Here is a 12,776-nt window from a genome sequence, read left to right as displayed (position 1 = left end):
ACGTGCCACGATGGCCACACCATGAGTTCCGCAGCCCCCGCACCGCCCACCGGTCCCGCTCCGGCGTACCAGCCGCGGCGGGCGTTCCGCGAGCCCGAGGCGGGCTACCTCGGCGGCGTCGCGGCAGGGCTCGCCACGCACCTCGGGTGGCCGGTGGCCTGGGTCCGGGTCGCCTTCGTCGCACTCACGGCCGCCAACGGTGCGGGCGTCCTCGCGTACGCCGCGCTCTGGCTGTGGCTGCCCACCCTCGCCGCCGAGGAGCCCGCGCCCGGGCTGGCCGCTGCGGAGCGCGCCGGCCGGCGTACGACGCGGCGCGGTCTCGCCGACATCGGCCCGGCCGTGGCCCTCGCCGCCTTGGCGGTCGGTGCGCTCTTCATCGCCCAGCTGGTGTTCGGCACGGGGCTCGTGCTCTGGGTACTCGTGCTGGGCCTGGGCGGTGTGGCGCTGATCTGGCGCCAGGCGGACGAGTCGAGCAGGGAGCGCTGGCGGGACAGCACCGGCCGGATCGACCCGGTGCGTGCCCTCGTCGGCGACGGCGGCTGGGCGGCGTGGTCACGGCTGGTCATCGGCGTCCTGATGCTGGTCACGGCGCTCGTGCTCTTCGCGCTCCGGTCGGGGCGGATCTCGCTGGCCGTCGATGTGCTCGTCGCGACGGCCCTCGGCCTGGCCGGGGTGGTCCTGGTCGCCGGCCCGTGGCTGCTGCGGCTGCTCCACGACCTCGGCGAGGAGCGGGCCCAGCGGGTGCGGTCGCAGGAGCGTGCCGACGTGGCCGCCCACCTGCACGACTCGGTGCTGCAGACGCTCGCGCTGATCCAGAAGAACTCCGCGGACCCCGCCCAGGTCGCGCGTCTGGCCCGTGCCCAGGAGCGCGACCTGCGGTCGTGGCTCTTCGAGGACGCCGGGCCCTCGGGCTCGCTGTCGGCCGCACTGGCGACGCTCGCCGCCGACGTGGAGGCCGACCACAACGTGACCGTCGAGGTCGTCACCGTCGGTGACCTCGTCCTCGACGACTGCACGCAGCCGGTCCTGCTGGCCACCCGGGAGGCGGTCGTCAACGCGGCCCGTCACTCCGGGGCACCCCGCGTCGACGTCTACGCCGAGGCCTCCGCGACGCGGCTCGAGGTCTTCGTCAAGGACCGTGGCCGCGGCTTCGACCTCGACGCGGTGGCGCCGGACCGCCACGGCGTACGAGGATCGATCCAGGACCGGATGGAGCGACACGGCGGTACCGCCCGCATCAGCTCGCGTCCGGGGGAGGGCACCGAGGTGGTGCTGACCATGCCGTTGGAGGACAAGTCATGAGCACCCGCGTGCTGATCGTCGACGACCACGCCATGTTCCGCGCCGGTGTGCGCGCGGAGCTCTCGGCCTCGCCGCTCGTCGAGGTGGTCGCGGAGGCCGAGGACGTCGACACGGCGGTGGCCGCGGTGGCCGCGCACCAGCCGGAGGTGGTGCTCCTCGACGTCCACCTGCCCGGCGGGGGCGGCGCGGAGGTGATGCGCCGGACCGGCCCTTCGTCCACCCGCTTCCTCGCCCTGTCGGTGAGCGACGCAGCGGAGGACGTCATCGGCACCATCCGGGCGGGCGCGCGCGGCTACGTCACCAAGACGATCACCGGTCCGGAGCTGGCCGACGCCATCGTCCGGGTGGCCGGAGGCGATGCGGTCTTCTCGCCGCGCCTGGCCGGCTTCGTGCTCGACGCCTTCGCCGGGACGATCGAGGTCGCGGCCGTCGACGAGGATCTCGACCGGCTGACCGAGCGTGAGCGCGAGGTGATGCGCCTGATCGCGCGCGGCTACTCCTACAAGGAGGTCGCCGGTGAGCTCTTCATCTCGGTCAAGACCGTCGAGACGCACATGTCGGCGGTTCTCCGGAAGCTCCAGCTCTCGAGTCGGCACGAGCTGACCCGCTGGGCCTCCGACCGCCGCCTGCTCTGACCCGCTCCGCTCGTGGGCGGGGCGCTGGGTCGTGGGCCCGGGGTCGGGCGTTCAGGCGGGCCGGGACGCGCTGCGCGGCGCGAGCTCGACGATCGTCCACGGCAGGAACAGCTGGACCAGCGGCCCGATGCCGACGGCGTACAGGACCGTGCCGAGGCCGACCTGCCCGCCGAGCAGGAAGCCGACGACGAGCACCGTCACCTCCAGCGAGGTGCGCACCAGCCGGATCGAGCGACCGGTACGCCGGGCCATGCCGGTCATCAGCCCGTCACGCGGTCCGGGGCCGAGCTGGGCGCCGATGTAGAGCGCGCCGGCCAGTCCGTTGAGGACGACGCCGCCGACGAGGAGCGCACCACGGGCGAGCAGGCCGCCGGGAGCGCTGATCACCGCGAGCGTGGCGTCGGTCGCCACGCCGATCAGGACCACGTTGGCGAGCGTGCCGAGGCCGGGCATCTGGCGCAGCGGGATCCAGAGCAGGAGCACCAGGAAGCCCACGACGATCACGACCTCGCCGAACGTGAGCCCGACGTGGGTCATGACGCCCGCGTGGAAGACGTCCCACGGGTCGAGGCCGAGCGCGCCGCGGATCACCATCGCCATGGAGGCGCCGTACAGCCAGAGGCCGACAGCGAGCTGGAGCAGCCGGCGCGGGAGCCGGCCCGCGCGGAGCTGCTCGCCCGGGGTGAGGGAGGCGAGCTGCCGGCCCGGCGCGGTGGTGGGCGCGGGAGCCACGGAGGGGACGATCGCGGTCATGACTCCACCATCCGACCAATCGGCCTTGTAGAAAATAGCCAATCTGGGGATAGTGGACTGCATGAGCGCAGTGATGACGGCGGGTCGCATAGCCACGCTGGTCGACGGCTTCGACCGCAGCCCCGCCTACGCGGGCCTCTCCGACGCCCTGCGCCTGCTCATCGGCGAGGGCCGGATCCCGCTCGGGGCGCGCCTGCCCAGCGAGCGCGACCTCACCGTCGCCCTCGACGTCAGCCGGACGACCGTGACCCGCGCGTATGCCGACCTGCGGGAGCGGGGCTTCGCCGAGGCCAGGACCGGCTCCGGCACCTTCACCCGGCTGCCCGGCGGCCGGCGGGCCACGCTGGACCGCGGACTCGCGCCGCTGCCCGGCACCACCGAGCTGATCGACCTCAACTGTGCGGCGGGTGGTGCTCCGACCGGGCTCGCGGCGCACTACGAGGCGGCGGTGGCGGAGCTGCCGGCGTACCTCGGCGGGCACGGCTACTTCCCGGCTGGGCTCCCCGCCCTGCAGGAGCAGGTCGCCGCGACGTACGCCGCGCGCGGACTGCCCACGGAGCCGGACCAGGTGCTCGTCACGGCCGGTGCGCTCTCCGCGACCGCGATCGCCGCGCAGGCGCTCACCTCGCCCGGAGACCGTCTGCTCGTCGACAGCCCGGTGTACCCCAACGCGACGAGTGCGCTCACCAGCCGTGGTGCTCGGCTCGTCACGTCGCCGGTCGATGCCGCGGGCTTCGACGTGCCCGGCATGGTGGCGACCGTCCGGCAGGCGGCGCCGCGAGCGGCGTTCGTCCTGGCCGACTTCCAGAACCCGACCGGCCACGTGATGGCCGCCGACGAGCGCGAGGAGTACGCCGCCGCGTTGCGCCGCAACCGGGTCGTCGCGATCGTCGACGAGGCCCACCAGGCCCTCGCGCTCGACGCGGTGGAGATGCCGCCTCCGTTCGCGTCCTTCCTGCCCGATGCGATCGCGGTGGGCTCGGCGAGCAAGCAGTTCTGGGGCGGCCTCCGGCTGGGCTGGATCCGCGCGCCGCGGGAGCGGATCGAGCAGCTCACGTCGGCTCGGCTCGGCCTCGACCTGGGTGCACCGCTCGTCGAGCAGCTGGTCCTCGCGCGCGTGCTGGCCGACCCCGAGCCGATCGCGTCGGTGCAGCGCGACCGCCTCCGCACGCAGCGCGACGCGCTGGTCGAGGCGCTGCGCGGCCGGCTGCCGGAGTGGCGCTTCCGGGTTCCGGCGGGTGGGCTCTGCCTGTGGGTGGAGCTTCCGGCGCCCGTCGCGACGGTGCTCGCGGGTGAGGCGGAGCGACAGGGCGCCTCGATCGCTCCCGGTTCCGCGTTTGCCGTCGAGGGTGGGCTGGAGCGCTTCATCCGGCTGCCGTGGACCAGGCCCGCGGACGAGCTGCGTGCCGCGGTCGACGTGCTCGCGGCGTCGTGGGAGGCCGTCGCGGACGGCGTGAGCGCACCACAGGCCGGCCGGGTCAGGGTCGTCTAGCCCGGTGCCGCGGCGCGGTTCTGGCGCCGTAGGATCCGACCATGGACTTCGTGCGTCACCTCATCCTGGTCGTTCACCTCGTCGCCTTCGCGGCCCTGCTCGGCGGCCTCCTCGGCCAGGCCAAGGCGGCGCAGAAGGCGATCCACACCTCGACGATCTGGGGCGCCCGGATCGTCTTCGTGGCCGGCCTCGCGCTCGCCGGCCTCGTCTCGGCCGATGACGATGCCGACGTCTCCAACGCCAAGCTCGCCGTGAAGCTGGTCGTCGCCCTGGTGGTGGTCGGCCTTCTCGAGGCGCGCCGCCGCAAGGGCCTGAGCGACGGCCTCTACTGGCTGGTCACCGGCCTGGTCGTGGCCAACGTCTGCGTCGCCGTGCTCTGGCGCTGAGGCACGCACCCCTTCACCGGTACGACGAGGGCCCCGCATCGGTCGGATGCGGGGCCCTCGTGTGTTGCCGGGTGTCAGCGCCAGCCGAGCTCCGGCGCCACGTGGGTGAGGATCGACTCCACCACGTGGGCGTTGTAGTCGACGCCGAGCTGGTTCGGGATCGTCACCAGCAGGGTGTCGGCGGCCGCGATCGCCTCGTCCTTCGCGAGCTCCTCGACGAGGCGCTCGGGCACGTCGGCGTACGAGCGGCCGAAGACGGCGCGCGTCTTCTCGTCGATGTTGCCGAACTGGTCGCGGGAGTTGCGGTCGTGACCGAAGTAGGCACGGTCGCGCTCGTCGATGATCGGGAAGATGGACCGGCTCACCGAGACCCGCGGGGTGCGCGTGTGGCCGGCGGCCGCCCATGCCTCGCGGAAGGTCTCGATCTGCTTGCGCTGCTGCACGTGCAGCGGCTCGCCGGTCTCGTCGTCCTTGAGCGTGGAGCTCATCAGGTTCATGCCCTTCTCGGCGGCCCAGCGGGCGGTCGCGTCCGAGCCGGCGCCCCACCAGATGCGGTCGCGCAGCGTGGGGGACTGCGGCTCGAGCGGCAGCAGGCCCGGCGGGTTGGCGAACATCGGGCGGGGGTTGGGCTGGGCGAAGCCCTGGCCCGTGAGCATCTCGAGGAAGACCTCGGTGTGCCGTCGCGCCATCGCCGCCTCGTCCTCGCCCTCGGCCGGTGCGTAGCCGAAGTAGCGCCAGCCGTCGATGACCTGCTCCGGGCTGCCCCGGGAGATGCCGAGCTGGAGCCGCTCTCCGGCGATCAGGTCGGTCGCCGCGGCGGCCTCGGCGCTGTAGAGCGGGTTCTCGTAGCGCATGTCGATCACGCCCGTGCCGATCTCGATCCGGCTGGTCCGTGCGCCGATCGCCGCCAGCAGCGGGAACGGCGTACCGGCCTGGCGGGCGAAGTGGTGCACCCGGAAGTAGGCGCCGTCGGCCCCGAGCTCCTCGACCGCCTGGGCGAGGTCGATGGACTGGTGCAGGAAGTCCTTCGCCGAGCGCGTCTGCGACTGCGGCGACGGCGTCCAGTGGCCGAAGGACAGGAACCCGATCTTCTTCATGACACGTCAACTATATCGCGGTGGCCGTCATTCCCGCCCACCGGCGCGAGCAGGCGTGGAGGTCGGGACTGTCGGTCCCGGACCGTAGGCTGGGCGCAGCATGAACGCGTTTCCCATCCCCGGTCAGACCGCCTTTCCGATCCCGGGCCTCGAGGCCGCCGGCGGCGGCGCGCCCACGCGCGCGCCCTCGCGTGAGGCGCTGCTCGAGGGGCTCAACGAACCGCAGCGTGCGGCCGTCGTCCACGCCGGCCCGCCGCTGCTGGTCGTCGCGGGAGCGGGGTCCGGCAAGACCCGCGTCCTGACCCGCCGGATCGCCTGGCTGGTCCAGGAGCGCAAGGCGCACCCGGGGTCGATCCTGGCGATCACCTTCACCAACAAGGCTGCCGCCGAGATGAAGGAGCGCGTCGAGGAGCTCATCGGCAAGCGCGCGCGGGTCATGTGGGTGTCGACCTTCCACTCGGCGTGCGTCCGGATCCTGCGCAAGGAGTCCGACCGTCTCGGGTTCAAGAGCAACTTCTCGATCTACGACGCCTCGGACCAGAAGCGGCTCATGCAGCTGGTCTGCAACGACCTCGAGCTGGACCCGAAGAAGTTCCAGCCGCGCGCCGTGCTGGCCTGGGTGAGCAACCAGAAGAACGAGCTGAAGGACCCCGACGACGCCGCGAAGGACGCCAGCAACGACTTCGAGCGGGCCTACGCCTCGGCGTACACGAACTACCAGCGGCGCCTGCGCGAGGCGAACGCGCTGGACTTCGACGACCTGCTGATGACGACGGTGCACCTGTTCCAGGCGTTCCCCGACGTCCGCGAGGTCTACCGGCGCCGGTTCCGCCACGTGCTCGTCGACGAGTACCAGGACACCAACCACGCCCAGTACGCGCTGATCCACCAGCTCTGCGCCGACCCGATGGACGAGGGCACCAGCGGCGGCGAGCGCATCGAGCCTGCCGAGCTGATGGTCGTCGGCGACGCGGACCAGTCGATCTACGCCTTCCGCGGCGCCAACATCCGCAACATCCTCGACTTCGAGCAGGACTTCCCCGACGCGACGACGATCCTGCTCGAGCAGAACTACCGCTCGACCCAGACCATCCTCGAGGCGGCCAACGCGGTCATCAGCAACAACAAGGGCCGCAAGCCCAAGCGGCTGTGGAGCGACGCGGGCATGGGGGAGAAGGTCGTCGGCTACGTCGCCGACGACGAGCACGACGAGGCCCGCTTCGTCTCCCGCGAGATCGACAGCCTCGTCGACACCGGCGACTACAAGCCGGGCGACGTCGCCGTCTTCTACCGGACCAACGCGCAGAGCCGTGTGTTCGAGGAGATCTTCATCCGCCACGGCATGCCCTACAAGGTCGTGGGCGGCGTCCGCTTCTACGAGCGCAAGGAGGTCCGCGACGCGCTGGCCTACCTGCGCATGCTGGCCAACCCCGCCGACGAGATCTCGCTGCGGCGCGTGCTCAACACGCCCAAGCGGGGCATCGGCGACCGGGCCGAGGCCTGCGTGTCGGCGTACGCCGAGCGCGAGCGGATCACCTTCTGGGAGGCCCTGCTCGACGCGCAGCGGGCCGACGGCATCGCGACCCGCTCGCTCAACGCGATCCGCGGCTTCACCGACATGGTCCAGGAGCTGCAGTCGATGGTCGCGGCCAACGAGCGCGCCGACGTCATCCTCGAGACGGTGCTGACCCGCTCGGGCATGCTTGCCGAGCTCGAGGCGTCCGACGACCCGCAGGACGAGACCCGTGTGGAGAACCTCGCCGAGCTCGTCGCCGTCGCACGCGAGTTCAGCGACGACCCGCAGGCCGGGCCGTCGGCCGATCCCGCCGACGTCGACGCCGGCATCGTCTCGCCCGGCCTCGGCGACTTCCTCGAGCGCGTCGCGCTGGTCGCCGACTCCGACCAGATCCCCGAGTCGCCCGAGGCGGAGGAGCGGGGTGTCGTCACGCTGATGACGCTCCACACGGCGAAGGGGCTGGAGTTCCCGGTCGTCTTCCTGACCGGCATGGAGGACGGCGTCTTCCCGCACATGCGGGCGCTCGGCGACCTCCCCGAGCTGGAGGAGGAGCGCCGCCTCGCCTACGTCGGCCTGACCCGTGCCCGCGAGCGGCTCCACATCTCGCGCGCGGTGCAGCGCTCGGCGTGGGGCGCGCCGGCGCACAACCCGGCCTCCCGCTTCCTCGACGAGCTCCCGGCGACCCTGGTCGACTGGAAGCGCACCGAGTCGGCGATGACCTCCTGGCGCCGTCCGTCCTACGACGACGGCGGGGGCTCGTGGGGCTCGGCGACCGGCTCGGGCAGCTCGTTCGGAGCGTCGACCACGGACCGTGGCCGCCGGGCCTTCGGGTCGGCAGCCCTCCGGCTCGACGCGGCCGCGAAGGCGAAGCAGTCCCGCCCGATCCCGTCGCTCGCCCCGGGTGACCGGGTCACGCACGACTCGTTCGGCCTCGGCACCGTCGTGAGCGTCGAGGGGGCCGCCGAGAAGGCCGTTGCGTCCATCGACTTCGGCAGCGACGGTGTGAAGCGGCTGCTCCTGCGCTACGCCCCGGTCGAGAAGCTCTAGTCCGACACCGCGAGGCAGGGGTCGGGCTGGTGTGCGGTCCTAGGCTCATGCCATGAGCGGAGACCATGACCACGCAGGCCACCAGCACGGCGTCTCGGCCGACGCAGACCGGCGACTCCTGTGGGCCTCGATGGCCCTGCTGGCGACGTTCATGGTCGGTGAGGTCGCCGTGGCGCTGGCCTCGGGGTCCCTCGCCCTTCTCTCGGACGCCGCCCACATGCTCTCCGACGTCGGCGCCATCGCGGCCGCGCTGTGGGCGATGCGGCTCGCCGCCCGGCCCGCCTCCGTGGTGTGGACCTACGGCTTCAAGCGTGCCGAGATCCTCACGGCGGCGATCAACGGCATCACGCTCCTCGTGGTCGCCGGGATGCTCGCCGTGGAGGCGGTACGCCGCCTCGTCGACCCGCCCGAGGTGGCCGGCGGCCCGGTGCTCGTGGTGGCGCTGGCCGGGTGTGCCGTCAACGTGCTGGCCGTCTGGCTGCTCGCAAGGGCCAACCGCTCCAGCCTCAACGTCGAGGGCGCCTACCAGCACATCCTCACCGACCTCTACGGCTTCATCGGCACGGCCGTTGCGGGCCTCGTGATCCTCTGGACCGGCTGGACCCCCGCCGACACCATCGCGACGCTGGTGGTGGTCGGGCTCATGCTCCATGCCGCCTGGGGGCTGCTGAAGCAGTCGGGCAGGGTCCTGCTGGAGGGGGCGCCCGAGCACGTCGACCTCGACGCGGTCCGGTCCTGCCTGCTCGAGGTCGAGCACATCGTGGAGGTCCACGACCTGCACGCCTGGACGATCACCTCGGACCTGCCGGCGCTCACCGCACACCTGGTTGTCGAGGACGGATGCTTCCGCGACGGACACGCGGGGGAGCTGCTCGAAGAGGTCCAGTCGCGGCTGCAGCAGCGCTTCGACGTGGAGCACTCGACGTTCCAGATCGAGCCGCGGCACCACGCCGCGACCGAGCACGGCATGCACTGACCCAGGGGTCGGAGCCGCACGGGATCGTGCGCGTGCGGTGGCGGCCGGCGCTGCGGGGGCTTACGGCTTGGCGCCGTGGGCGACCAGCGCGGCGTACGGGTCGACCGGGTCGCCGCCGCCGGGGTGCACCTCGAGGTGCACGTGGGGACCGGTCGAGTGGCCGGTGGAGCCCGAGTAGGCGATGACGTCGCCGACCCGCACCTTCGCGCCGACCGTGGTGGCCAGCGAGGAGTTGTGGCAGTACTTGATCTCGGTGCCGTCGTCGAGGCGGATCTCGACCATGTAGCCGCAGCCGCCGGCGTACTGCGCGGCGAAGACGGTGCCGTTGGCCACCGCGAAGACGGGCGAGCCGCTCGGCAGCGCGAAGTCGAGGCCCGTGTGCGCGTAGCCGCGCCAGGAGACGCCGTCTCCGAAGCCCTCGGTGATCCGGTAGGACCCGGGAGCCACCGGGAGGATCCAGCGGTCGGCCTCGAGCTCGTTGGCACGCTTCTGTGCGGCGCTCGCGAGCTTGTCGAGCTCGCTGCTGCGCTGGGCGGCCTGCGCCTCGGCGGCGTCGGTCAGCTTCTGCGACGACGCGTCGGCGAGCGCGTCACGGGCGGAGTCACGCGAGACGAGCTCGGCACGCTCGGCCTCGAGCGAGGAGTCGGAGACGACGCTCTCGCCACCGAGGGCGTTGGCCGGGGCGGCGAAGCGTGCGGGGGCTGCGTCGTGGGTGACCTGGCTGGCGTCGGCGGCAGCAGCGCTCACCGCACCCGTTGCGGAGACGGAGAGGGCGGCGACGCCGAGGAGGACCGGAGCAGAGGGGAGTCCGCTGACCAGCGGGCCACGGGGAGCGGCGTGCGTGGCGGCGCGGCGCTTGCCCGCGCCTGCGTACTCGGTGGTGACTCGATCACTGCGCTGCGCAACGCGCGCACCGCGAGGTGCTCGGTGGTCGCCCATCGGTGAAATCCTCTGTTCGGGAACGAGACAGTGGGGACGACTGTAGGTGACGACAGGACCCGTCGCCCAATCCTCGGACTGGTCATGTGGACAGAAATCGGAGAGTTCGACTCGCCGATTGTGCGTTCGTGAACGGTGGGCCCGCGGGGAACCGGCGTACAACGTGAGGTCGTGAGAGCCGGTGTGGGATCCCCCACGTTGAGCGTCCAGTGCCCGGCCCACATGGTGCGCTGCGGTCGTGCGGGTCTACTGTGCCTCGAAGGAATCCCCGGAGTCATACACACACAAGGACTGGGTAGATCGTGGACCTGATGGAGTACCAGGCGAAGGAACTCTTCGCCAAGCACGGCGTGACCACCACCCTCGGTGTGGTCGTCGAGACCGCTGAGGACGCGCGCAAGGCGGCCGAGGAGCTGGGTGGCGTGACCGTCATCAAGGCTCAGGTCAAGGCCGGTGGCCGCGGCAAGGCGGGCGGCGTCAAGATCGCCAAGACCCCGGATGAGGCGTTCGAGCACGCCACCAACATCCTCAACCTGACCATCAAGGACCTGCCGGTCAACCGCGTCCTGGTCACCCCGGCGACCCCGCCGCAGGAGGAGTACTACTTCTCGTTCCTGCTGGACCGGTCGAACCGCCAGTACCTCTGCATCGCGTCGGTCGAGGGTGGTGTCGAGATCGAGGAGGTCGCGAAGACCAACCCCGACGCCGTCAAGAAGATCGCCATCGACCCCGGTGCGGGCGTCGACGCCGCCAAGGCGCGCGAGATCGCGACCGAGGCCGGCTTCCCGGAGGCCGTCTTCGAGCAGGCCGTCACCATGATCGAGAACCTGTACAAGGTCTTCGTCGAGGAGGACGCCACCCTGGTCGAGGTCAACCCGCTGGCCCGCCTCGAGGGCGACAAGCTCGAGGCCCTCGACGGCAAGGTGTCGCTCGACGACAACGCCTCCGAGGTCCGCCACCCGGAGCACGAGGCCTTCGAGATCAAGGAAGAGGCCGACCCGCTCGAGGCGAAGGCCAAGGAGCTCGGCCTCAACTACGTCAAGCTCGACGGCCAGGTCGGCATCATCGGCAACGGCGCGGGTCTCGTCATGAGCACCCTCGACGTCGTCGCCTACGCCGGCGAGAACCACGGCGGCGTGAAGCCGGCCAACTTCCTCGACATCGGTGGCGGCGCCAACGCGCAGGTCATGGCCAACGGCCTCGACGTCATCCTCAACGACGAGCAGGTCAAGTCGGTCTTCGTCAACGTCTTCGGTGGCATCACCGCGTGTGACGAGGTCGCCAACGGCATCAAGGGCGCGCTCGAGCTCCTCGGCGACAAGGCCACCAAGCCGCTCGTCGTCCGCCTCGACGGCAACAACGTCGAGCTGGGTCGTCAGATCCTCACCGAGCTCAACCACCCGCTGGTGACGCTCGTCGACACCATGGATGGCGCGGCCGACAAGGCCGCCGAGCTGGCGAACGCCTGAGATAGGGATTCAGAAGAACAATGAGCATCTACCTCAACGCTGACAGCAAGATCATCGTCCAGGGCATCACGGGCGGCATGGGTGCCAAGCACACCGCCCTCATGCTCGACTCGGGCGCCGAGATCGTCGGTGGCGTCAACGCCCGCAAGGCCGGCACCACCGTGTCCCACAAGGACAAGGACGGCAACGACGTCGAGCTGCCGGTCTTCGGCACCGTCGCGGAGGCCATGAAGGAGACCGGCGCCAACGTGTCCGTCCTCTTCGTGCCGCCGGCCTTCACCAAGGCCGCCGCCATCGAGGCCATCGACGCCGAGATGCCGCTCATCGTGGTCATCACCGAGGGCGTCCCGGTCCAGGACACGGCCGAGGTCTGGTCGTACCTGCAGGGCAAGAAGACGCGCATGATCGGCCCGAACTGCCCCGGCATCATCACGCCGGAGGTCTCCCTGGCCGGCATCACGCCGCACACCATCACCGGCTCCGGCCCGGTCGGTCTCGTCTCCAAGTCGGGCACGCTGACCTACCAGATGATGTACGAGCTGAAGGACTTCGGCTTCACGACCGCCATCGGCATCGGCGGCGACCCGATCGTCGGCACCACCCACATCGACGCCCTCCAGGCGTTCGAGGAGGACCCCGACACCAAGCTGATCGTCATGATCGGTGAGATCGGTGGTGACGCCGAGGAGCGTGCCGCGGACTACATCAAGGCCAACATCACGAAGCCGGTCGTCGGCTACGTCGCTGGCTTCACCGCCCCGGAGGGCAAGACCATGGGCCACGCCGGCGCCATCGTCTCGGGCTCCGCGGGCACCGCTGCCGCCAAGCAGGAGGCCCTCGAGGCCGTCGGCGTCAAGGTCGGCAAGACGCCGTCCGCGACCGCTGCCCTGGCGCGCGAGATCCTGGTCGGCCTGGGCATCGAGCCCAAGGCCTGATCCACGGTCCTGGAACCACGAAGGCCCCCGGGTTCGCCCGGGGGCCTTCGCCATCTCGTGGTACGCCGCCGCGTCGTCCGGCCGGCCTGCAGGAACCGACACGTTGACGCGCGTCACGTTCCGTGATCCCCGCGGGGGGCTCCGACGTCGTGACACGTCGACGTGTCGCTCCGCGCAGGTACGGCCAGGGACCGGACATCCGCGCAGTCGTCCGCGGCCCTCCGAGTGG

The 12,776-nt window shown here is 71.5% G+C and carries 11 protein-coding genes; 8 read left to right on the top strand and 3 right to left on the bottom strand.

The window, feature by feature from the left end; genetic code table 11:
• The first annotated feature begins 21 nt into the window (after window positions 1–21).
• Both Q5722_RS04285 and Q5722_RS04280 read left to right on the top strand, forming a co-directional pair.
• A complete protein-coding gene (locus tag Q5722_RS04285) occupies window positions 22–1,302 on the top strand; it encodes an ATP-binding protein (RefSeq protein ID WP_305026974.1) in 1,281 nt (426 codons plus the stop codon).
• Window positions 1,299–1,937 carry a LuxR C-terminal-related transcriptional regulator gene (locus tag Q5722_RS04280; protein ID WP_305026973.1) on the top strand — a complete coding sequence of 213 codons (639 nt, stop codon included), beginning with the start codon at window positions 1,299–1,301 and terminating at the stop codon, window positions 1,935–1,937. Before Q5722_RS04285 ends, Q5722_RS04280 begins: the two co-directional genes overlap by 4 nt.
• Window positions 1,938–1,988: 51 nt before the next feature.
• Here Q5722_RS04280 and yczE read toward each other — a convergent pair whose 3' ends face one another.
• On the bottom strand, window positions 1,989–2,690 hold the full coding sequence (gene yczE, locus Q5722_RS04275) for a membrane protein YczE (RefSeq protein ID WP_305026972.1): 702 nt from the start codon (window positions 2,688–2,690) through the stop codon (window positions 1,989–1,991).
• A 61-nt stretch (window positions 2,691–2,751) separates the two neighbouring features.
• On the opposite strand from yczE, the gene yczR reads away from it, so the two are divergent.
• Window positions 2,752–4,182 carry a MocR-like transcription factor YczR gene (gene yczR / locus Q5722_RS04270; protein ID WP_305026971.1) on the top strand — a complete coding sequence of 477 codons (1,431 nt, stop codon included), beginning with the start codon at window positions 2,752–2,754 and terminating at the stop codon, window positions 4,180–4,182.
• Between the two features lie 41 nt (window positions 4,183–4,223).
• Complete coding sequence (locus Q5722_RS04265; protein WP_305026970.1) at window positions 4,224–4,568, top strand: hypothetical protein; 345 nt, start codon at window positions 4,224–4,226, stop codon at window positions 4,566–4,568.
• A 74-nt stretch (window positions 4,569–4,642) separates the two neighbouring features.
• Here Q5722_RS04265 and Q5722_RS04260 read toward each other — a convergent pair whose 3' ends face one another.
• Window positions 4,643–5,665, bottom strand: a complete 1,023-nt coding sequence (locus tag Q5722_RS04260; RefSeq protein WP_305026969.1) for an LLM class flavin-dependent oxidoreductase — start codon at window positions 5,663–5,665, stop codon at window positions 4,643–4,645.
• A 100-nt stretch (window positions 5,666–5,765) separates the two neighbouring features.
• Between Q5722_RS04260 and pcrA the strand changes: the two genes are divergently transcribed.
• Together pcrA and Q5722_RS04250 are read left to right on the top strand one after the other, a co-directional pair.
• Entirely contained in the window at window positions 5,766–8,228 is a 2,463-nt protein-coding gene (gene pcrA, locus Q5722_RS04255) for a DNA helicase PcrA (protein WP_305026968.1), read from the top strand.
• Window positions 8,229–8,280: 52 nt separating this feature from the next.
• On the top strand, window positions 8,281–9,204 hold the full coding sequence (locus tag Q5722_RS04250) for a cation diffusion facilitator family transporter (protein WP_305026967.1): 924 nt from the start codon (window positions 8,281–8,283) through the stop codon (window positions 9,202–9,204).
• Between the two features lie 60 nt (window positions 9,205–9,264).
• Here the strand turns inward: Q5722_RS04250 and Q5722_RS04245 are convergent, their stop codons facing one another.
• The gene (locus Q5722_RS04245) at window positions 9,265–10,143 is read right to left on the bottom strand and encodes a M23 family metallopeptidase (protein WP_305026966.1); all 879 of its coding nucleotides are present in this window, start codon (window positions 10,141–10,143) and stop codon (window positions 9,265–9,267) included.
• Window positions 10,144–10,445: 302 nt separating this feature from the next.
• Between Q5722_RS04245 and sucC the strand changes: the two genes are divergently transcribed.
• Together sucC and sucD are read left to right on the top strand one after the other, a co-directional pair.
• A complete protein-coding gene (gene sucC / locus Q5722_RS04240) occupies window positions 10,446–11,612 on the top strand; it encodes an ADP-forming succinate--CoA ligase subunit beta (protein WP_305026965.1) in 1,167 nt (388 codons plus the stop codon).
• Window positions 11,613–11,632: 20 nt separating this feature from the next.
• Window positions 11,633–12,547 carry a succinate--CoA ligase subunit alpha gene (gene sucD / locus Q5722_RS04235; protein WP_305026964.1) on the top strand — a complete coding sequence of 305 codons (915 nt, stop codon included), beginning with the start codon at window positions 11,633–11,635 and terminating at the stop codon, window positions 12,545–12,547.
• The last annotated feature ends 229 nt before the right edge of the window (window positions 12,548–12,776 follow it).

The organism is Nocardioides jiangxiensis (genome assembly GCF_030580915.1).
Lineage (GTDB): Bacteria > Actinomycetota > Actinomycetes > Propionibacteriales > Nocardioidaceae > Nocardioides > Nocardioides jiangxiensis.
The sequence above is the reverse complement of the archived record's forward strand: the minus strand, read 5'-3'. Positions and strand labels throughout refer to the sequence as shown.